The sequence below is a fragment of the Micromonospora sp. WMMA1949 genome (assembly GCF_027460145.1).
Classification (GTDB): Bacteria; Actinomycetota; Actinomycetes; order Mycobacteriales; family Micromonosporaceae; genus Micromonospora.
Map to the genome: position 1 here is coordinate 3,081,624 of NZ_JAPZBG010000001.1, position 18,947 is coordinate 3,100,570.

Here is an 18,947-nt window from a genome sequence, read left to right on the forward strand (position 1 = left end):
CTGGGCGGGTCAGTCCACCCAGTCGCCGCCGCGCATCACCCGTACCACGTTCAGGTCGTCGTCCAGCATCACCAGGTCGGCGCGCAGGCCGGTGCGCAGCGCGCCCACCCGGTCGCCGAGGCCGATCGCGCGGGCCGGGGTGGTGGCGACCATCCGGCAGGCGTCCGGCAGGGCCACGCCCGCGCCGACCGCGTGCCGCAGCGCCGCGTCCATGGTGAGGGTGCTGCCGGCGATCGCGCCGTCGCGGCTCAGCCGGGCCACCCCGTCGGCCACTGTGACCGCCTGGCCGCCCAGCTCGTACTCGCCGTCCGGCATCCCGGCGGCGGCCATCGCGTCGGTGATCAGCGCGGCCCGGTCCGGGCCCGCCACCGAGGTGGCGAAACCGAGCATGCCGTCGTGCAGGTGCACCCCGTCGGCGACCAGCTCGCACACCACGTTCGGGGCCTCCAGCAGCGCCACCACCGGGCCGGGCTCGCGGTGGTGCACCGGGCGCATCCCGTTGAACAGGTGGGTGCCGACGGTCGCGCCCGCAGCCACCGCCGCCCGGGTCTGCTCCCAGGTGGCGTCGGTGTGCCCGATCGCCGCCACCACGCCGCTCGCCACCAGCAACTCGATCGCCTTGGTGGCGCCGTCCCGCTCGGGCGCGAGCGTCACCATGCGTACGGCGCCGCCGCCCAGCTCGATCAGCTCGGTCAGCTCGGCGGTGGACGGGTCGCGCAGGAACTCCGGGTTCTGCGCGCCGCAGCGGTCGCCGGACAGGTACGGGCCCTCGTAGTGGACGCCGGCCAGCACGCCGGACTCCACCAGCGGGCGGAAGGCGGCGGTGGCGTCGCGCATCAGCTCGAACGGGGAACTGACCAGGCTCGCCAGCAGCGTGGTGGTGCCGTGAGCGAGGTGGAACGCGGCGGCCTGCCGCGCCGACTCCGGGTCGCCGGTGGTGAACGTGTGCCCGCCGCCGCCGTGGGTGTGCATGTCCACGAAACCCGGCACGATCCAGTGGCCGTCGCGCACCGACGGGTACTCGGCGACAGCGGTGATCCGCCCGTCCGCGATCTCCACGCAACCCTGCCGGATGACGCCGGTCGGGGTCACCACCTTGCCGGTCACGCGCCGGGTCATCGACTCTCCTTCGCCAGGGTGTCCAGGGCCAGCAGGGCGGCGCCCAGGCAGCCGGCCTCGTCACCGAGGTCGGCCGCGACCAGGCGCGGCTCGCGGTGGAACGTCAGCCGCTCGCGCAACGCCGTCCGCAGCGGGTCGAACAGCCGCGGACCGGCCTGGGCCAGCCCGCCGCCGAGCACCACTGTCGACACATCGTAGAGGGCCTGCCCGGTGGCGAGTCCGTCGGCGAGCGCCTCGACCGCGTCCTGCCACACCTCGACGGCGAGCGGTTCACCGGCGGCCGCCCGGTCGGCCACCTCGGCGGCGGTGGTGGGCGCGCCGGACAGCTCCGCGTACCGGCGCCCGATCGCCGAGGCCGACGACACCGCCTCCAGGCACCCGGCCCGCCCGCACCCGCAGCGCGGGCCGCCGGGGCGTACCAGGATGTGGCCGATCTCCCCGGCGGCGCCGTGCGCGCCGGTGGCGGCCGACCCGTCGACCACGTGGGCGGCGGCGATGCCGGTGCCGATCGCGACGAACAGCACGTGCCCGGCGTCCCGTCCGGCGCCGAGCCGCGCCTCGGCCAGGCCGCCGGCACGCACGTCGTGGCCGAGCGCCGCGGGCAGTCCCAGCCGCGTGCCCGCCAGGTCCCGCAGCGGTACGTCCCGGAAGCCCACGTTCGCCGACCAGACCGCCACGCCACGCGCCTCGTCGACCACACCGGGTACGGCGATGCCGCAGGCCACCGGGGTACGACCGTCGGCGCGGGCCTTGCCGGCGAGCCCCTCGGCCACGTCGAGGATCGTGCCGACCACGGCCTCCGGGCCGCGCTGCGCGTCGGTGGCGTGCCGTTCGGTGTGCACAGTCGTGCCGTCCGGCCGGACCAGGGCGCACTTCATCCCGGTGCCGCCCACGTCCAGCGCGACGACGACCTCGTCGCCGCGGCTCACGCCAGGACCACGGACCGGGTGAGATGGCGCGGCGCGTCCGGGTCGAGGCCGCGGGTGGTGGCGAGCGCGACCGCGAAGCGCTGGGCCAGGATCAGGTCGGCCATCGGGTCGACCGGGTTGCGGCCGGCGGACCAGCTCGTCAGCACCGTACGCCAGCCGTGCGTGCGGCTGTGCACGAACGCGGCGCCGGTGGCGGCCACGTCCTCGGGCAGGCCGTCCGGAATCTCGCCGAGCGCCCAGACCAGGCGGCCGGGCGCGGCGACCGAGATCGGGCCGTGGCGGTAGTCCATGGCCGGGTACGCCTCGGCCCAGAACGTGGCCGCCTCGCGGCACTTCAGCGCCGCCTCCTGGGCCAGCCCGACGGTCCAGCCGCGGCCGAGGAAGGTGACCTGCTCGATGCCGGCCGGGTCGATCGGCAGCGGGGCCCGTACGGCCACCTCGGCGTCGGCGGCCAGCCGCCCGAGGTCCTCGCCGAGGTGGGCGCGCAGCAGCGCGAGCGCGGTGGTGGCGAAGCGGGTCTGCACCACCGCCCGCTCGTCGGCGAAGGGCAGCGCGACGGTGGCGTCGGCGAGCGTCACGGCGGCCGAGTCCGGGTCGCCGACCAGGACCGTGGTGGGGATCTCCCCGCGCAGCGCGGTGAGCAGGTCGAGCACCTCGGTGGTGGTGCCGGAGCGGGTGATCGCGATCAGCCGGTCGTAGCGGCGGCCGGCCGGGAACTCGCTGGCCTGGAAGGCGTCGGTCTCGCCCTGGCCGGCGGCCTCGCGCAGCCCGGCGTACGCCATGGCCATGAACCACGACGTGCCGCAACCGACCACCGCGACCCGCTCGCCGGGGCGCGGCAGGCGCTCGGCGACGGTCGGAGCGAGTCGCGCCGCCTCCCGCCAGCAGTCGGGCTGGCTCGCGATCTCCGCGTGCACGTACGCCATGACAACTCCTCGCCGGGAAAAACCCTTGCGCAATACGGCGCGATACTGCCGTCTTTCGCGCGTCATTCTGCGCGAAGCGGCGTGGTTGTGGCAACTGTCTCCAAGTTCGCGCAGCGAAGGCTTTTGCGCGGACTGAGTTTCGCGCACTAGTGTGCACGCAACCGATCACCGTTCACGCATAGTCAGGGAGGCCCCAGCGGTGGACCGCTACGCGCGCTGGAACGCGCTGCTGGAGATGCTGACCGACAGCGGCCGGGTCACCGTCGAGGAGGCGGCCGACCGGCTGGACGTCTCCCAGGCCACCATCCGGCGTGACTTCGACCAGCTCGCCCAGCAGCAGATGATCACCCGCACCCGGGGTGGCGCGGTCGCCAACGGCGTCTCCTACGACCTGCCGCTGCGCTACAAGACCGCGAAGCACTCGGCCGAGAAGCAGCGGATCGGCACGGCCGCCGCCGCCCTCGTCTCCCCGGGCACCGTGGTCGGCCTCAACGGCGGCACCACGAGCACCGAGGTCGCGCGGGCGCTGGCCGTACGCCCCGACCTCAACACCAGCGCGGAGGGCGCCCAGCTCACCGTGGTCACCAACGCGCTGAACATCGCCAACGAGCTGCTGGTGCGCTCGCGGATGAAGGTGGTGGTGGCCGGCGGCGTGGTCCGGCCCAAGTCGTTCGAGCTGGTCGGCCCGCTGGGCGGGGCGCTGCTGCGTGAGGTCACGCTTGACGTCGCGCTGCTCGGCGTGGACGCGATCGACCCGCAGCTCGGCGCCGCCGCGCACCACGAGGGGGAGGCGGCAATGAACAGTCTCATGGTCGCCCGCGCCAAGCGGGTCGTCGTGATAGCCGATTCCTCGAAGCTCGGTGGGCACGCGTTCGCCCGGATCTGCCCGGTGGACCGGGTCGAGACGCTGGTGACCGACTCCGGCGCGTCGCCGGACGTGGTGGCGGCGTTCCGCGACGCCGGAGTCCACGTCGTCTGCGCCTGACGCGCAAGGAAGGGCCCCTTCTTAACGCCTGCGGTAGGGGAGGGGCCCCCTTTTGACACGCCTTGACACGCCGACACTGCATACCGGGTATTGCCTTCCGGTGCATACCGCGTATGGTGTCGCTGACGCCTACTTATCGGGGGAGGTCAGCTGTGTCGGCTGTCCTGGAGATCGAAGGTCTCCGCAAGACGTACCGGAGCCGGAAGCGCGGGGTTCGCCACGCGCTCGACGGCTTCGACATGCGAGTGGAAGCCGGCCAGGTGCACGGCTTCCTCGGCCCGAACGGTTCGGGCAAGACCACCACGCTGCGTACGCTGCTCGGCCTGATCAAGCCGAACGGCGGCCGGATGGCGATCCTCGGTCAGGAGCTGCCGCACGCGCTGCCGGCCGTCGCCGGGCAGGTCGGTGCCATCGTGGAGAGTCCGCAGTTCTTCCCGCACTTCAGCGCGCGGGACACGCTGGGCCTGCTCGCCCAGGCGGGTGAGCTGCCCAAGCAGCGCGTGGACGAGGTGCTGGAGCTGGTCGGGCTGCGCGACCGGGCGGGTGAGCGGGTCAAGACCTACTCGCTCGGCATGAAGCAGCGCCTCGCGGTCGCGTCCGCGCTGCTCAAGAACCCCAAGCTGCTGATCCTCGACGAGCCGGCGAACGGCCTCGACCCGGGCGGCATCCGGGAGATGCGCGGGCTGATGCGGGAGCTGTCCGAGGCCGGGATGACTGTGGTGCTCTCCAGCCACATCCTGGGCGAGATCCAGCTCATCTGTGACTCGGTCACCATCATCTCGCTCGGCCGCCGGGTCGCGTTCGGGCCGGTCGACCAGGTGCTCGCGGCCCACTCCCAGGGCGCCGTGCGGGTACGCCTGGAGGCGGTCGACGACCTGCCCCAGGCCGCCGACGCGCTCAGCCGTGCCGGGGTCGGCGTGACCGCCGAGCCGGACCACCTGATGCTGTCCGGTGTGGACAAGCCGGCCACCGTCAGCCGGCTGCTCGCCGAGCAGGGCCTGTACGTCAGCGAGCTCACCCCGGTCGCCGTCGACCTGGAGAGCGTCTTCCTCGAACTGACCGCCACCGCGCCGGTCCCCGGCCAGCACCGTCAGGTCGATCAGTCCGCCAAGGTCGACCAGACCGGCACCGCAGGAGGTTGGGGCGCATGACCCTGTTCGTCACCGAGCTGCGCCGGCTCGGCAAGCGCCGGGTGACCCGGCTGATGCTCGTGCTCCTGGTGCTCGGCCTGGCCACCGTCGCGACCGCGTTCAGTTTCTCCAGCGAGAAGCTCTCGCCCGTGGTGGTGGCCGAGGCCGAGGCCAAGGCGAACAACGACTACCAGTCCGCGATGACGGACTGGAAGCGTAACGTCGCGGAGTGCGAGGCGGCCCAGGCGCGCGGCGAGAAGACCGAGGAGCGGTACGGCCCGAACTGCGGCAAGGACTACCAGCCGCAGCCCGACATGTTCGAGGCGAAGTGGTACCTGCCGTACCAGTTCGACTTCCGGGCCGAGTTCCCCATGTTCATCGCCGTGTTCGCCGCCTCCGTGGCGCTGTTCGGCTTCATCGTCGGCGCCTCCTTCGTGGGCGCCGAGTGGAACACCGGCGGGATGATGAACCTGCTGCTGTGGCGACCGAAGCGGCTGACCGTGCTGGGCACGAAGCTGGCCGCCCTGCTGACCACGGTGTTCGGCCTGACCGTGGTGCTCGGCGCGCTCTGGACGGCGGCGTTCTGGCTGATCGCCGGCCAGCGGGGCAGCACCGCGAAGATGACCGCCGGGGTGTGGCAGTCGATCGGGCTGGACGGGCTGCGCGCGCTGGGCATGACGCTCCTCGTGGCGGCGGTCGGGTTCGCGCTGGCCTCGCTGGGCCGGCACACGGCGATGGCGCTCGGCGCGGCGGTGGGCATCTTCGCGGTGAGTGAGATCGGCATCCGGATCGCGGTCGCCGTGCTCGGGGTGCAGTTCGGCGACCGGTACGTGCTCTCCACGTACGCCCAGTCGTGGTTCCTGAAGCAGGCGGAACTGTTCGACTACGACACCTGTCAGTTCTCCCAGGGCGCCTGCGAGCCGGCCACGTACGTGGTCACCTGGCAGCAGTCGGCTGTGGTGTTCGGCGTGGCCCTGGTGGGCGCGGTCGTGGCCGCGTTCTGGACGATGCGGCGGCGGGACATCGCCTGACCTGGTCCGCGCCGCCGGCTCCCCCCGGCGGCGCGGACCCCGCGTCCGATGCGGCCGGGGGCGGCCCTGGTTACGCTGGGGCTCCCCCGGCCGGCGCGCTCCGCGTGCCGGTCACCCGCCGTCGGAGAGGAGCGCCATGTCCGCCGACGCCTCGCAGCGGGCCGCCGTCGACCCGTCCGGCCCGGCAGCGGGTACGCGCCACGCGGGCGGGACGGTTCCGCCACCGCGCACCGCTCCGCCCGTCGAGTCCACCGCACCGTCGGAGCCGTCGGAGTCCGTTCGGCCCGGGTCGCCGCCTGTCGAGTCCACCGCGCCGGTCGAGCAGCCCGGTCCGGAAGCGGCGGATACGGCCGCCGCGGGCACGACGCCGGCCGGCCTCACCGAGCGGGAGCAGCGGATCCTCGCCTTCGAGGCGCAGTGGTGGAAGCACGCCGGCGCCAAGGAACAGGCCATCCGGGACACGTTCGGGCTCTCCGCGACCCGGTACTACCAGCTGCTCAACGCCCTGCTCGACCACCCGGCCGCGCTCGCCGCCGAGCCGGTGCTGATCGGCCGGCTGCGCCGGCTGCGCTCGTCGCGTGCCCGTAACCGGCGACGCTGACCGGCCTCACTTCTCGTACGTGCGCAGCCCGTTGCCGATGGCGAAGAACGTCGGCGCCCACTCGCCGATGAAGATGCCCCAGCGGTCCGCCCGCGCCACCCCGGCGCGCTCCATGTGCTTGGAGAGGAACCAGCTGGTGACCGAGAGGCCGATGCTGACGAATCCGGCTAGGTAGGCGTGCTCCGCCCGGATGCCACCTTCGTGCAACCGCTCCAACATGTCGTACCCCCTGTCACCGGGACCGACCCGGTCGCGTCCGACGCTACCGAAGGTCCGGAGAAGATGACGCACGGTTATCGCGATCGGGGTCGGCGGCGGATGACCGGGCGCGGTCCGGGTAGGCGGCCGGCGACGACGAACGGAGGCCGACGATGGGGGCACCAGACCGCCGGTACGCGATCGGCAGCAGCCCGGCCCGCCCGACGGCGGAGGCGCCGGTGATGCGGGTGCGTTCCGCGTCCGACCCGGCGCCCGGTCGTCCGGAGAACGAGGACGTGGTCTTCCGGTTCGGCCCGCTCGTCGGCGTCCTCGACGGGGCCACCGTGCCCGAGGGATTCGACACCGGCTGCGTGCACGGTCCCGCCTGGTACGTCCGGCACCTGGCCGCCCGGATCGGCCTGGCGGTCGCGGCCCGCCCCGCGGCCACGCTGATGAGCAGCCTCGCGGCGGCGATCCTCGCGGTACGGGCCGACCACGGCGGGATGTGCGACCTCGATCATCCGGGCACCCCGTCGTCCACCGTCTGCCTGCTCCGGCACAGCGGCGACCGGGTCGACCACCTGGTGCTCTGCGACAGCCCGCTGGTGCTCGACACCGGCCGGGGGATCGAGGTGGTCACCGACGACCGGCTCGCGGACGCGGTGGCGGACCTGCGCCGCAGCGCCGCCGCGCTGCCCGACGGCGACACCGACCCGGCCACCCGGTTCCGGCGCGCCACGACCGTGCAGCGCACCCGGATGAACCGAACCCACGGCTACTGGGCGGCGGCGAGCGATCCGGACGCGGCGTACCACGCGCTCACCGGGACGCTTCCGCTGCGCGGTCCGGGAGCGCTGCGCCGGGCCGCGCTGCTCAGCGACGGGGCGTCCTGCGCTGTCGACCAGTTCGGCCTGTTCGACTGGGCCGGGCTGCTGGAGTTGCTGGCGGTGGAGGGCCCGGAAGGGCTGATCGACCGGGTCCGCGTGGCCGAGCGGGACCACCCGGACCGGCTGCGCCGGCGCAAGCGCACCGATGACGCCTCGGTGGTGCTCTGCGAGTTCGGCCCGTCGACGTGACCACACTCACCCCGGAACGACCGGTCGGATGACAACGCAGCGTGAGGCGGGAACACCCCGGGGGTACGACCGGACGAGGCGATCGGCCATAGCGGCAATCCCTCCCCAAAGCGGTGGACGACCCGGACGGCGGGCGGCAGACTGCGCGACGTGACGGGTGCGGTACGGCTGGAGCCGGTAGACGAACGGAACCTGGAACCGTTGCTCTCCGTAGCGGCGGCTGAGGCGGAACCGGAGGACGTCATGCCTCCGGTGGACGCCCCGGCGGGCTGGTCGCTGGCCCGCCGTGACGCGTTCCGCGAGTTCCACCGCGCCAGCCTCGGCGGGCTCAACGGCCCGACCGGCACGGCCATGTACGCGATCGTCTCCGGCGGTGAGGTGGTCGGCATGGTGCGGATGACCCGCCGGGACGAGCCGGGCACCGTGGAGACCGGCATGTGGCTCGGCCGGTCCGCGCGAGGCCGGGGCCTGGGCGCCGCCGCGCTGCGGCAGTTGCTGCACGCCGCCGCGGCGGCCGGGATGCACACGGTGGTCGCGGACACCACGCCGGACAACGCGGGCGCGATCTCGGTGCTGCGCAAATGCGGCGCGGAATTACGCGAGGAAGACGGAAAACTGCACGCCCGAATGTCGCTGGATTCCGCCCTGCCGATCCGCTGACCCGCTTCTCTCCGCATTCATCCCGGCTGCGTTTCTCCTGCTCAGCAATGCCTCACTGGGCGATTTCGCACTCCTGCGGAAATGTTTTTTCAATGGGATGACGGGTACTGCCCGCCTCTCCGGGAGCGCGACGCCCGCCTCCCGGGGAGTGCGAAGGAGTGCGGATGAAAAGCGGAGCACGAGTGGCGTTGGCGGTGGGGTTCGGCTACCTGCTGGGTCGCCGCAGGAAGATGCGTACCGCGCTGACGCTCGCCGCGGCGGTGGCCGCCGGGCGGGCCAGCCAGCGCCCGGGGGGCCTCAAGCAGCTCGGCGCGAACCTGGTCGCCGCGAACCCGCAACTGCGTAACCTCGGCGGGCTGGGCCCGCCGCTGGTGGCCGCCGGGCGGGCTGCCGCGACCGCCGCCGCCGGCAACGGCATCGACGCCATCGGCGGACGCCTGCGCGGGGGCGCCGACGCGTTGCGCCGCAGGAGCGGCACGGGTCGGCCGGACGCCGAGCGTTCCGCGCCCGACGAGGAGCCGGAGCTGGACGACCAGCCCGACGCGCCGGTGCCCGCCCGAGCCGATCGGGGGCGGTGAGTCGTGGCGACGAGCAACCTCACCGACCGGGTACGCGACGAGATCGGCGGCGAGCTGCGCAACCTCGCCACGGCCCTCGGTGAACGCGCCGTGCAGGCGGTCACCGATCGGGTCACCGACGCCACCGGGCGGCTCAGCGAGTACGCGAAGCAGGGCGGCGACCCGGGCCTGGTCGCCGCGGCCACCGGCGCGCAGCGGCTGGCCGGTGGCGCCTCCCCGGTGAAGGCCATGTTCCATGCCGGCGTGGCCGGCGGTAAGGAGAAGCTGATGGCGGCGTTCGGTCGCAAGGGTGGCCGGGACGGCGGCAAGACGCTCAAGGTCACCAACATCGTCGAGACAATCGAGGTCGGCGTGCCGGTCCGGGTCGCTTACAACCAGTGGACGACGTTCGGTGACTTCCCGAGCTTCATGAAGAAGGTCGAGCAGGCCGACTGCGACGCCGACGAGAAGATGACCTGGAAGGCGCAGGTGCTCTGGTCGCACCGGACCTGGGAGTCGACGATCGTCCGGCAGATCCCGGACCGGTTGATCCACTGGCGGTCCAAGGGCGAGAAGGGCTCGGTCGACGGCACTGTGAGCTTCCACGAGGTCGCCCCGGAGCTGACCCGGATCCTGGTCGTGCTGGAGTACCACCCGCAGGGCTTCTTCGAGCACACCGGCAACCTGTGGCGCGCCCAGGGCCGCCGGGTCCGGCTGGAGCTGAAGCACTTCGTCCGGCACGTGATGACCCGGACCGTGCTCGACCCGGACGCGGTCGAGGGCTGGCGCGGCGAGATCGAGGACTCGCAGGTCGTCAAGGACCACGAGACCGCGCTGCGGGAGGAGCGGGGCGACGCCGGGGCGGCCGACGACGAGTACGCCGCCTACGACGAGGGCGAGGACTTCGACGACGACGAGTACGCCGACGAGCCGGTCCTCACCGCGCCGGAGCGTGCCCGCAGCAGGCCGGTACGCGCACAGCGTGAATCCGAGCGCCGCCGCCGCGTCCCGGAGCGGCCCCGCCGCCCCGCCGCCCGCCGCCGCGACGACAGCTGACCGCCGCCTCGACGAGAGCTGACCGTCGGGCGGCCCGTCAGGACCGGTCGGCGGCGTACGTCTCGAGGTGCGCGAGTTGCACCGGGTCCAGCGAGGGCCGGACACGGTTCCGGGCCGCCTCGACGTGCGCGGCGTTCACCGTGCTCGCCTCCAGCGACTCCCGCATGGCGGCCAGCGCCGCCTCCCGGATCAGCGCGGCGCAGTCGGCGGCGGAGAAGCCGTCCAGTTCGGTGCCGAGCGCGTCGAGGTCCACGTCCGGGGCGAGCGGGACGTCCCGGGCGGAGGCGCGGAGGATCTCCGTGCGGGCCGGGCCGTCCGGTGGCGGCACGTAGACGAGGCGTTCCAGCCGGCCGGGGCGCAGCAGCGCCGGGTCGACCAGCTCCGGCCGGTTGGTCGCGCCGACCACCACCACGTTGCGCAGCGCCTCCACGCCGTCCAGTTCGGTGAGCAGCGCCGCCACCACCCGGTCGGTCGTGCCGCCGTCGGTGGCCTGCCCGCGTACCGGGGCCAGCGCGTCCACCTCGTCGAGGAAGACGAGAGTGGGCGCGGCCTGGCGGGCGCGGCGGAACAGCTCCCGGACCGCCCGTTCGCTCTCACCCACCCACTTCGAGAGCAGCTCCGCGCCCTTCACCGACAGCACGTTGGCCCGCCCGGACCCGGCCAGCGCGGTCACCAGGTAGGTCTTGCCGCAGCCGGGCGGGCCGTAGAGCAGCACCCCACGCGGCGGCGTCACGCCCAGCCGGGCGAACGTGTCCGGATAGGTCAGCGGCCAGAGCACCGACTCGGTGAGCGTCTGCTTGACCTCGTGCAGCCCGCCCACGTCGTCCAGCGTCACCGACGCCAGCTCCAGCGTGGACGCCGACATCGTGGTCGGGCGGACCACCTCCAGCGCGGCGGTGAAGTCGGCCATCGCCACCGTCGGCGTCTCCGCAGTCTTCTGCCGCAGCGCCGCGCGGACCCCGGCCTCGCGCACCAGCGCCGCCAGGTCCGCCGCGACGAACCCGGGCGTACGGCCGGCCACCTCGTCCAGCCGGACGTCACCGGCGAGCGGCACCTCACGGGTCAACACCGTCAGCTGTTCCCGGCGCAACGCCGCGTCGGGCAGCGGCACGGTGATCCGCAGCGCGAGCAGGTCCGGGCCGCGCAGCGCCGGGTCCACCGCCTCGGGGCGCCCGCTGGTGCACACCACTGCGGCGCCGGCCCGCAGCGTCTCGGCCACCACCTGGCGGAACACAGTGGCCAGCGGACCCGGCTCGTCGGCCGGGGCGATCGACTCCACGTCGGTGACCAGCAGCACGGCGGGACCACCGGCGCGTACGGCCGAGGCCGCCTCGCGCAGCCGGCGGGCCGCCGCGTCGTTGCTGAGCGCTGCCAGTTCCGGTGCCCAGAGCGGCCGGACGCCCGCACCGACCTTGGCGGCGACGGCACGCACGAGCGCGGACTTGCCCGAGCCGGCCGGGCCCTCCACCAGCACGCCGAGCGAGACGGTGGTGCCGAGCCGGCCCAGCACCTCGCGGTGGTGGAAGCCCAGGTCCAGCAGTTCGGTCAGCTCCTCGGCCTGGGCGCGCAGGCCGGGCAGCTCGTCCACGTCGGGCGCGTCCTCCGGGCCGAGCAGGTCCCCGGCGGCTTCCGTTCCGCCCGACGCGGCGGAGGGGGCGGCGTCCTGCGCGGTGGAGGCCGAGGTCGCCGGGCCGGAGCCGCGGGTGGCGGGGCCGTGTTCCCAGCCCACCACCGTGTCCATGGTGACGAGCGCGCCGACCGCCGGTTCGGCCGACACGACGGTGAGCAGCGTGCTGGTCCAGGCGTACCCGACGGAACTGGCGAGACTGCGCCGCGCGGCCTCGATCAGGCCGCGCACGGCGGCGTCCGGCAGCACGTCCTGCGGCAGCAGCGAGACGTCGTCCCCGGCGGTGACCACCTTGCCGAGCAGCGCGAGCCGCAGCATCTCCGGCGGGACCGCGGCGACCACCGCGGCCGGGCCGGACAGGGTGAGCCGGCGTGCCGGGGTCGCCGGTATCGGGCTCACCGTGACCTGGCCGCCGGCCCGCAGGCCGAGATTGCCCAGGAGCAGGTCGTCGGCGTGCAGCAGGGCGCCGCTGGTGCTCGCCTCGGCGGCGGCCGCGATGCCGGCGGTGACGCGCCGGCCGGTGAGGCGTACCGGGTCGCCGGGGCGCAGCGCCAGCGCGGTGAGTACCTCGGGGTGCAGGCGCACCACGCCGCGACGGGCGTCGAGCGCGGCCGGCCGCAGCGTCGCGGTCAGGGTCAGGTCGGGTTCGGCCACCCGCCGACAGTAGCCGCCCCGATCATCGGGTGCCGGGTCAGCGCGGGCCCGGGTCGTCCAGCAGCGAGGGGTCGCGGCGGATCATCTCGGCCAGCCGGGCCGCCGGGTCGGTCTCCAGCGGGTCGTGGCCGGGTGCGGGCACCGTCTTCACCGACATGGGCCACGCGGGCGGCGGCGCGGGCGGTGCCGCCGCGCCCACCGTCACGGCCGTGCCGGACCAGGAGACCCGCAGCGGGTACGCCTGCTCGCCCAGTTCCACGCGCAGCGTCACGGCGAGCCCGGGGTGGTCCGCCACCACCCGCCGGACCGCCTCGGCGACCTCCTCGACCGGGTCGCGCCGCACCGGCGCCTCACCACCGCGCAGCCGGTACGCGCCGTGCCCCGCCCGCCCGTCGCCCGGCTCGTCCGCCGCCTCCGCGGGCACGTCCCGCTCGGGCGTCCCGCCCGGCTCGCCGGGCATCGGCGCCCGGCGGCGCAGCGCCTCCTCGCGCCGTGCCATCCGGGCCAGTGTCTCGTCCAGATCACCTCTCATGGCGTCCACCCCTTCGCCAGACAACGGATCGAAACGACTGCCAGTTCTCAGCCTGCCCGGGATCGGGTGGCCCGGTCCAGCGCGCGGTCCAGGACGACGAGCAGGGCGTCCCGCACCGAGAGGCGGTCCCGGGCGTCGAACTGCACCAGCGGCACGTGCTCGGCGATCGCCAGCGCCCAGCGGATCGACGGCAGGTCCAGGGCCAGCCGGCCGTCGAAGGCGTTGACGCCCACCGCGAACGGCAGCCCGGACCGCTCGAAGAAGTCGATCGCCGGGTAGCAGTCGTCGAGCCGGGCGCTGTCCACCACCACGAGCGCGCCGAGCGCGCCCCGGGCCAGGTCGTCCCACATGAACCCGAAGCGCGCCTGGCCGGGCGTACCGAAGAGGTAGAGCTTCAGGCTGCGGTCGATGGTCACGCAGCCGAAGTCCATGGCCACGGTGGTGGTGGTCTTCCCGTCGACCCCGCCCGGGTCGTCGATGCCGATGCCGGCGGTGGTCATCTCCGCCTCGGTGGTCAGCGGCGCGATCTCGGAGATCGCGCCGACGGTGGTGGTCTTGCCGACCCCGAAGCCGCCGGCGATGAGGATCTTGACCGGGATCGGCGGCCGGGGCGCCGGCACCCGGCTGACGATCGGAGCCGGTTCGGCCGGCGGCGCGCCGGGCGGCAGGTACGGCAGCGGCGGGGTGGGCGGGGGCGGCGTGGCCCGGCCGATGAGCGGCGCCGGGCCGCCGTAGCGGCTCGGGGCGCTGTTCGCGGCCGGACCGCCCGTGGCGGCCGCCGGCCATTCAGGAGATCGCACGAAGTCCATCAATCACTCGCAGGATGATGTCGGGATCGAGGGCGTCGTCGACGTCCGCGACGTGCACGTCGAGATGGCCGGCGGCCCGGAGGTCGCCGACCAGCACCCGGGTCACCCCGAAGTGCATCCGGGTCCGGGCGGAGATCTCGGCCACCGAGACAGGCTCGGCGCAGATCGCGACGATCGCCGCCAGTTCCGGGGCCAACCGGGCGGTCACCGCCCACGATGTGCTGCCCGGACGAGCGGTGACCTGGGTCTCCAGGCCGATCGCCGGGTCGCCGTCCACCCGTCCGGAGGTCAGCACGAAGGGGCGTGGGCCGGTCGGCTCCCCGTCGCCCGCGTCCGGCTCCGGCGCTGGAGCGGACGCGTTCAGGAAGGGGCGGATCCGGACGCCGGGCTCCGGCTCCGGGTCCGCGCCGGCGGCCCCTGGGATCATTGCTGTACGGCGTTCTTCAGTTCGGCTATCAGGCGCGGACTCAGGGCACCGCCGGCGCGGCCGGCGAACAGCGTCATCTCGTACGCCACGGTGCCCAGGTTCGCCGTGCGGTCGGCGACGACGCCGAGTACCGAGCCGCTGCTGATCGCGCTGATCAGCAGGTATCCCTCGGCCATGTCGACGATCACCCGGTTGAGCGCGCCTAGTGCGTACCAGCTCGCGGCACCCCCGGCGAGGCTCGTCATGCCGGAGACCACCGCGGCGAGTCGTTCCGCGTTGGACCGGTCCTTGATCGCGGACATGGCCATCAGCAGCCCGTCCGAGGAGACCGCGATCGCCTCCATCACCCCGGCGGTGCTGGAGGTGAACGAGTCGAGCAGCCAGTTGAAGGTGCGTGCCTCGGGACTGAGGTCCCCTGTGGTGCTCTGTTCGACGTTCTCGTGGAGGAAGGGGCTGGTCACCGTGATGGGTCCTCTTCGTAGCGGCGGTCGGTACTGACTTCGCGCAGAGCACGGGCGACGCCCGCCTCGAACTCGCTGATCCGGTTGCGGACCTCGACGGGGTCGCCGGGGTCGGAACTGGTGGGTGGCACGGACTGGGTCGGTGCCACGGACAGGTTCGCGCCCGGCACCCGGCGGCTGAGCCGGGGCCGTTCCGCCGCCGGGGGCGTGGGATCGACCGCGCCCTCGGCCCGTCGTACGCCGTCCTGGAACGCCTCGACCAGTGCTCGGACGCTCGACGGATCCGCCGGTACGCCGATCAGCGGCCCGCCGGTGGCCGGTCCGGCCGGACCGGCGGGTGGGGCAGGTGGAGCAGGTGGGGCGGCCGGCAGGTTCGCGCCGGGTACCCGTTGCCGGATCGGCGACCGGGTACCGGGCCGGCCGGCGGGCGGGCCGACCGGGTTGGGTCCGGTCGGCGCCGGCACGGCGGCCGGCCCGGCCGGTGCGGGCGGGCGGGCGGCACCGGGCGGCGGCGCGAGCGCCGGACGGTGCTGCGGCGCGACCCCCGGACCGTGCTGCGGTGCCAGGGCCGGACCGTGCTGCGGTGCGAGCGCCGGGCGGGTGGCCGGCGGTGACAGGGTCGGGCCGGTCGCCGGCCCGGCGGCCGGGGGAGCGGCCGGGGCCGGGCCGGCGACCGGGGTCGGCGGGGCGAGGTGCGCGGGACGCGCCGGCGGTACGGCCGACGGCGGCCAGACCGGCGGCGGACCGCCCGCGCTCGGGCCCTGGTCCTCGGCGGGCTCCGCGGTGTCGGCCTGGTTGCCGAAGGCGTTCCACGGGTCGCCGCTGGACATGCTGCGGGTGGCACGGCTGAGCAGTTCGGCGTCGAAGCCGGTCGGCGCCTCGGCGGCCGGTGGCTCCGGGGCGTGGGTGCCGGGCACGGCGGCCCGGCCGGCGCCGACGCCGACCGGCTCGGGCCGGCGGATCACGAGCGAGGCGCCCGGGATCTCCAGGGCCGCGGTGACGCCGCCACCGGGGGTGTGGCTGAGCCGGACGCTCCAGCCGTGCCGGCGGGCCAGCCGGCCGACCACGAACAGGCCGAGTACCTCGGTCGGGGCGAGGTCGAGGCGTTCCCGCCGGGTGAACCGGGCGTTCTCCTCGGCCATCCGGTCCCCGGTCAGGCCGATGCCGTGGTCGACCACGACCAGCCGGGCTCCGCCGTCGGTCAGCTCACCGGTCACCACCACGCGGGTGTGCGGCGGCGAGAACGAGGTGGCGTTCTCCATCAGCTCGGCGAGCGTCAGCACCAGGTCGCCGGCGATGGCGGGGGCCGCCGCCACGCCGGGCGGGACCTCCACGTCGACGCGGGTGTAGTCCTCGATCTCACCGAGCGCGAGCCGGACCACGTCGGCCAGCGGGACCGGCGCCACGTGACCGTCCGAGCCGGTGGCGCCGGAGAGCACCACCAGGCTGCCCGCGTTGCGGCGCAACCGGCTGGAGATGTGGTCCAGCCGGTAGAGGTGCTCCAGGCGGCCCGGGTCGGTCTCCTGCCGTTCCAGCCGGTCGATGAGCGCGATCTGGCGGCCGACCAGGTTCTGCGTACGCCGGCCGACGTGGCCGAACATCTGCGCCACGTTGCGCCGTCCGGCGACCTGCCGCTCGACCAGGCGGGCGGCGGTGTGCTGCACCCGGTCGAACGCGCGGGCCAGCTCGCCGATCTCGTCCCGGGCGCTGACCTCCACCGGGTCGAGGCGTACCGGGGGGACCGTTTCGGACTCGTCGTCGGCGACCCGGGTCAGCTCGGCCTCGGTGACCCGGGCGACCCGCTCGGCGGAGCGGGTCAGCCGGCTCAGCGGCCGGGCCACCGTCCGCGCCACAGTCATGCTCAGCAGCACCACGACGAGCAGGATGGCCGCCGCCGCCAGGCTGACCAGCCAGGCCGCGGTCAGGGCCTCCCGTTCCCGGGCGCGGGTCTCCGCGATGACGTCCGCGACGACCTTCTTCTCCACGAACTGGCCCAGCGTGATCATCGACCGGGCCGAGGGGAACAGCACGTCCAGCGGCACCGGCGCGATCGCTCCGACCGGGTCCCGGAGGCTGTCCACCAGGAACGTCGGGCTGGTCCGGGCGGCCACCGCCGCGTCGTCCAGCTCGGCCACCTTCAGCTGCTCGGGCGTGATCAGCTTGCGGAACCGCCGGTTGTCGACGTTGAGCCCCGCCATGCACGCCACGAACGACCGCGCCACCAGCGGATCGCCCGTCGCCTTGACCAGCACGATCTGAGTGGTGCACGAGCTCAGTGCCTCGTCGACGCGCAGCAGCGCGTCCAGGGCGAGCACCTGCCGTCCGGCCGCGGTGTCGGTGTCCACCTGGAAGGGCAGCCGCAACGCGTCGATCAGGGCGGTGTCGACCTCGCCGAACACGGTCAGGATCTGCTGCGGCGTGGCCCGGCCGGCGAGCGTGGCGTTCCGGACGTCCTCCAGCCGGCGTACCCCGTCGAGGCTCTCCCGGACCGGCGCGGGCAGCGACTCGGCGCGCAGGTCGGCGACCCGGTCGTCGACGGTGGCCGACTTCTGGATCAGCTCGGTGCGGCTCACCCGCCCGAGCAGCAGACCGACCGAGAGCAGGCGTTCCTGCTGCATGTCCTGGACCAGGCTGCCGACCCGGCTGGCGATGCGGACGGTCTCGGCGGTGTCGGCGGCCCGCTGGGCCGTGGACACCCGGTCGATGACGACCGGTACGGCCAGCCCGACCATGCTGAGCAGGGGGATGATCACCAGCAGGGCGAGCTTGCCCCGGATGCGTAACTTACCGAGCAGCATCGAACGGCCTCCACCGATCGGCGTCGCCACCGTGTCCCACCGCGACCGGCTGGCGGTCGGCGTCGGACGCGGCGGGCGGCGGGGCGGCGTGGACGGTCGGCGCCGGTCCGGCAGCGACCGGCTCCCGTCCGGTCGGTGCGGTGCCCCGGGACCGGTCCCGGCGCGCCGCGACCACGTGCAGCGCCACGATCCCGGCGATCAGCGCCACCGCCGCCCCGGCGGCGATCCGGCCGAGCAGCCGGTCCCGCTCGAGGGCCTCGAGCCGCTCTCTCAGCAGCTTGTCGAGCTGGTCGAGGATGACGGTGCGGAGCTGCTTGGCGGCGTTCTGCGCGCTGAGCCCGGCGCGGGTGAGCTGGTCGGTGCCCGGGGCGGACCGGCCGGCGCCGGGCGCCGAGTAGACCGAGAACGTCTCGAGTGAACGCTGGTAGGTGTCCAGCGGGGTGAGCACGTTGGCGCCCAGTTCGGTGCTCTCCGAGTTGTCCACCGCCGACCGCAGGTCCGCGACCAGGTCGGTGGCGGGGCCGAGCGCGGCGACCCGCAGTTCGGCCAGCTCCGCGCCCGTCCGCGCGCGGTCGGCGGCGGGGCGCTTGGCGGACAGCCGGGCCAGGTCGACGAGGCGGCCGGCCAGCACCGTCGCGGTGGGCAGGTCCCCACCGATGCCGTCCTGGAGGAAGAACGAGTCGGAGCGGGGGTCGCGGATCAGGCCGGAGCTCTCCCGCACCTTGCGGTAGAGCGCCAGGAGCAGGTCGGACGCCTCGCCGTAGGCCCGGTACGCCGACTCGGCGTCACCGAACCCGCGGTCCGGCAGCGCCTCCAGCTTGGCCCGCAGCCCGGCCCAGCGCTCGTGGGTGCGCAGTTCGTCGCCGACGGCGCTGTCCACCGCCGCGACGCCCTCGATGGCGGTGGCGAGCGAGGCCCGGGAGACGGCCCCCTCGGCGACGGCGATGGCCTGGGCCTCCACCAGGGAGTCGGTGATCGGCCCGAGGGCCCGCAGGTAGCGGACGCCGAGGCGTTCCCGGCTCACCAGGTCGTGGTCGTCGGCGTAGTCGCGTTCGGCCTGGACGAAGATCAGCCCGAGCGGGGCCAGCAACGCCAGCACCAGAACCAGGGCGAGCGTACGGCCCGGTACGGCGGGCCGCCGACGGACCCGCGGCGCGGGGACTGTCATGGTGTGTCTCCTCCGGCGACGGCGGGGCGATCGGTGCCCCGGGAGGTCGCCGTACGCAGTCCCGTGCACCGGACCGGAAAAGTAGCCGAACCGGACGCGGGTGAGACCTCGGCCGATGAGTCGGCTTCACGTCAGTCCATTTTGGGTGACCGTGTGTCAGGGCGAAAGGTACGTAGCGTGTGATCGTGTTGCCGAGAAATGAC

Annotated in this window: 19 protein-coding genes; 8 read left to right on the plus strand and 11 right to left on the minus strand. The window is 74.3% G+C overall.

Features of this window, described 5'->3' with window-relative positions:
• Window positions 1–9: 9 nt before the first annotated feature.
• The 3 genes from nagA to O7607_RS14585 are packed head-to-tail and all read right to left on the minus strand — an operon-like array spanning window position 10 to window position 2,974.
• Window positions 10–1,119 (minus strand): N-acetylglucosamine-6-phosphate deacetylase, encoded by a 1,110-nt coding sequence (gene nagA / locus O7607_RS14575; RefSeq protein WP_269703759.1) that lies wholly within the window; start codon window positions 1,117–1,119, stop codon window positions 10–12.
• Window positions 1,116–2,048: an ROK family protein gene (locus O7607_RS14580; protein WP_269703760.1), complete on the minus strand. Its 933-nt coding sequence runs from the start codon at window positions 2,046–2,048 to the stop codon at window positions 1,116–1,118. Before O7607_RS14580 ends, nagA begins: the two co-directional genes overlap by 4 nt.
• The gene (locus O7607_RS14585) at window positions 2,045–2,974 is read right to left on the minus strand and encodes an SIS domain-containing protein (protein ID WP_269703761.1); all 930 of its coding nucleotides are present in this window, start codon (window positions 2,972–2,974) and stop codon (window positions 2,045–2,047) included. The genes O7607_RS14580 and O7607_RS14585 overlap by 4 nt, the downstream gene beginning before the upstream one ends.
• Window positions 2,975–3,173: 199 nt before the next feature.
• On the opposite strand from O7607_RS14585, the gene O7607_RS14590 reads away from it, so the two are divergent.
• From O7607_RS14590 to O7607_RS14605, 4 genes are all read left to right on the plus strand, one after another.
• Window positions 3,174–3,959 carry a DeoR/GlpR family DNA-binding transcription regulator gene (locus O7607_RS14590; protein WP_269703762.1) on the plus strand — a complete coding sequence of 262 codons (786 nt, stop codon included), beginning with the start codon at window positions 3,174–3,176 and terminating at the stop codon, window positions 3,957–3,959.
• 152 nt (window positions 3,960–4,111) lie between these two features.
• A complete protein-coding gene (locus O7607_RS14595) occupies window positions 4,112–5,110 on the plus strand; it encodes an ATP-binding cassette domain-containing protein (protein ID WP_043327969.1) in 999 nt (332 codons plus the stop codon).
• A complete protein-coding gene (locus O7607_RS14600) occupies window positions 5,107–6,120 on the plus strand; it encodes an ABC transporter permease subunit (protein ID WP_269703763.1) in 1,014 nt (337 codons plus the stop codon). Before O7607_RS14595 ends, O7607_RS14600 begins: the two co-directional genes overlap by 4 nt.
• Before the next feature lie 136 nt (window positions 6,121–6,256).
• Window positions 6,257–6,721, plus strand: a complete 465-nt coding sequence (locus tag O7607_RS14605; protein ID WP_269703764.1) for a DUF3263 domain-containing protein — start codon at window positions 6,257–6,259, stop codon at window positions 6,719–6,721.
• 6 nt (window positions 6,722–6,727) lie between these two features.
• On the opposite strand, the gene O7607_RS14610 is transcribed toward O7607_RS14605, so the two are convergent.
• Entirely contained in the window at window positions 6,728–6,940 is a 213-nt protein-coding gene (locus O7607_RS14610) for a hypothetical protein (RefSeq protein ID WP_013288875.1), read from the minus strand.
• A 152-nt stretch (window positions 6,941–7,092) separates the two neighbouring features.
• On the opposite strand from O7607_RS14610, the gene O7607_RS14615 reads away from it, so the two are divergent.
• The 4 genes from O7607_RS14615 (at window position 7,093) to O7607_RS14630 (ending at window position 10,268) form a co-directional block, all read left to right on the plus strand.
• Window positions 7,093–7,995, plus strand: a complete 903-nt coding sequence (locus tag O7607_RS14615) for a hypothetical protein (RefSeq protein ID WP_269703765.1) — start codon at window positions 7,093–7,095, stop codon at window positions 7,993–7,995.
• Between the two features lie 150 nt (window positions 7,996–8,145).
• On the plus strand, window positions 8,146–8,655 hold the full coding sequence (locus tag O7607_RS14620; protein WP_194801874.1) for a GNAT family N-acetyltransferase: 510 nt from the start codon (window positions 8,146–8,148) through the stop codon (window positions 8,653–8,655).
• A 164-nt stretch (window positions 8,656–8,819) separates the two neighbouring features.
• The gene (locus tag O7607_RS14625) at window positions 8,820–9,233 is read left to right on the plus strand and encodes a hypothetical protein (RefSeq protein WP_269703766.1); all 414 of its coding nucleotides are present in this window, start codon (window positions 8,820–8,822) and stop codon (window positions 9,231–9,233) included.
• Between the two features lie 3 nt (window positions 9,234–9,236).
• On the plus strand, window positions 9,237–10,268 hold the full coding sequence (locus O7607_RS14630) for an SRPBCC family protein (protein ID WP_269703767.1): 1,032 nt from the start codon (window positions 9,237–9,239) through the stop codon (window positions 10,266–10,268).
• Window positions 10,269–10,305: 37 nt separating this feature from the next.
• Here the strand turns inward: O7607_RS14630 and O7607_RS14635 are convergent, their stop codons facing one another.
• The 7 genes from O7607_RS14635 to O7607_RS14665 are packed head-to-tail and all read right to left on the minus strand — an operon-like array spanning window position 10,306 to window position 18,744.
• On the minus strand, window positions 10,306–12,549 hold the full coding sequence (locus O7607_RS14635; RefSeq protein WP_269703768.1) for an AAA family ATPase: 2,244 nt from the start codon (window positions 12,547–12,549) through the stop codon (window positions 10,306–10,308).
• A 37-nt stretch (window positions 12,550–12,586) separates the two neighbouring features.
• Complete coding sequence (locus tag O7607_RS14640) at window positions 12,587–13,081, minus strand: hypothetical protein (protein ID WP_269703769.1); 495 nt, start codon at window positions 13,079–13,081, stop codon at window positions 12,587–12,589.
• A 47-nt stretch (window positions 13,082–13,128) separates the two neighbouring features.
• Window positions 13,129–13,890: a GTP-binding protein gene (locus O7607_RS14645; protein WP_269703771.1), complete on the minus strand. Its 762-nt coding sequence runs from the start codon at window positions 13,888–13,890 to the stop codon at window positions 13,129–13,131.
• Window positions 13,868–14,317, minus strand: coding sequence for a DUF742 domain-containing protein (locus O7607_RS14650; RefSeq protein ID WP_269703772.1), 450 nt, complete (start codon window positions 14,315–14,317; stop codon window positions 13,868–13,870). Before O7607_RS14650 ends, O7607_RS14645 begins: the two co-directional genes overlap by 23 nt.
• A complete protein-coding gene (locus O7607_RS14655) occupies window positions 14,314–14,778 on the minus strand; it encodes a roadblock/LC7 domain-containing protein (RefSeq protein WP_013288866.1) in 465 nt (154 codons plus the stop codon). Before O7607_RS14655 ends, O7607_RS14650 begins: the two co-directional genes overlap by 4 nt.
• Window positions 14,775–17,576 (minus strand): sensor histidine kinase, encoded by a 2,802-nt coding sequence (locus O7607_RS14660; protein WP_269703773.1) that lies wholly within the window; start codon window positions 17,574–17,576, stop codon window positions 14,775–14,777. The genes O7607_RS14655 and O7607_RS14660 overlap by 4 nt, the downstream gene beginning before the upstream one ends.
• Window positions 17,563–18,744, minus strand: coding sequence for a hypothetical protein (locus O7607_RS14665; protein ID WP_269703774.1), 1,182 nt, complete (start codon window positions 18,742–18,744; stop codon window positions 17,563–17,565). Before O7607_RS14665 ends, O7607_RS14660 begins: the two co-directional genes overlap by 14 nt.
• Between the last annotated feature and the right edge of the window lie 203 nt (window positions 18,745–18,947).

What these genes read in the sequence shown, in the direction of transcription:
- O7607_RS14615 (WP_269703765.1), top strand. Translation starts at nt 7,093, where the DNA reads ATGGGGGCACCAGACCGCCGGTACGCGATCGGCAGCAGCCCGGCCCGC.
- O7607_RS14605 (WP_269703764.1), top strand. Translation starts at nt 6,257, where the DNA reads ATGTCCGCCGACGCCTCGCAGCGGGCCGCCGTCGACCCGTCCGGCCCG.
- O7607_RS14665 (WP_269703774.1), bottom strand. Translation starts at nt 18,744, where the DNA reads ATGACAGTCCCCGCGCCGCGGGTCCGTCGGCGGCCCGCCGTACCGGGC.
- O7607_RS14645 (WP_269703771.1), bottom strand. Translation starts at nt 13,890, where the DNA reads ATGGACTTCGTGCGATCTCCTGAATGGCCGGCGGCCGCCACGGGCGGT.
- O7607_RS14600 (WP_269703763.1), top strand. Translation starts at nt 5,107, where the DNA reads ATGACCCTGTTCGTCACCGAGCTGCGCCGGCTCGGCAAGCGCCGGGTG.
- O7607_RS14650 (WP_269703772.1), bottom strand. Translation starts at nt 14,317, where the DNA reads ATGATCCCAGGGGCCGCCGGCGCGGACCCGGAGCCGGAGCCCGGCGTC.
- nagA (WP_269703759.1), bottom strand. Translation starts at nt 1,119, where the DNA reads ATGACCCGGCGCGTGACCGGCAAGGTGGTGACCCCGACCGGCGTCATC.
- O7607_RS14585 (WP_269703761.1), bottom strand. Translation starts at nt 2,974, where the DNA reads ATGGCGTACGTGCACGCGGAGATCGCGAGCCAGCCCGACTGCTGGCGG.
- O7607_RS14625 (WP_269703766.1), top strand. Translation starts at nt 8,820, where the DNA reads ATGAAAAGCGGAGCACGAGTGGCGTTGGCGGTGGGGTTCGGCTACCTG.
- O7607_RS14660 (WP_269703773.1), bottom strand. Translation starts at nt 17,576, where the DNA reads ATGCTGCTCGGTAAGTTACGCATCCGGGGCAAGCTCGCCCTGCTGGTG.
- O7607_RS14640 (WP_269703769.1), bottom strand. Translation starts at nt 13,081, where the DNA reads ATGAGAGGTGATCTGGACGAGACACTGGCCCGGATGGCACGGCGCGAG.
- O7607_RS14610 (WP_013288875.1), bottom strand. Translation starts at nt 6,940, where the DNA reads ATGTTGGAGCGGTTGCACGAAGGTGGCATCCGGGCGGAGCACGCCTAC.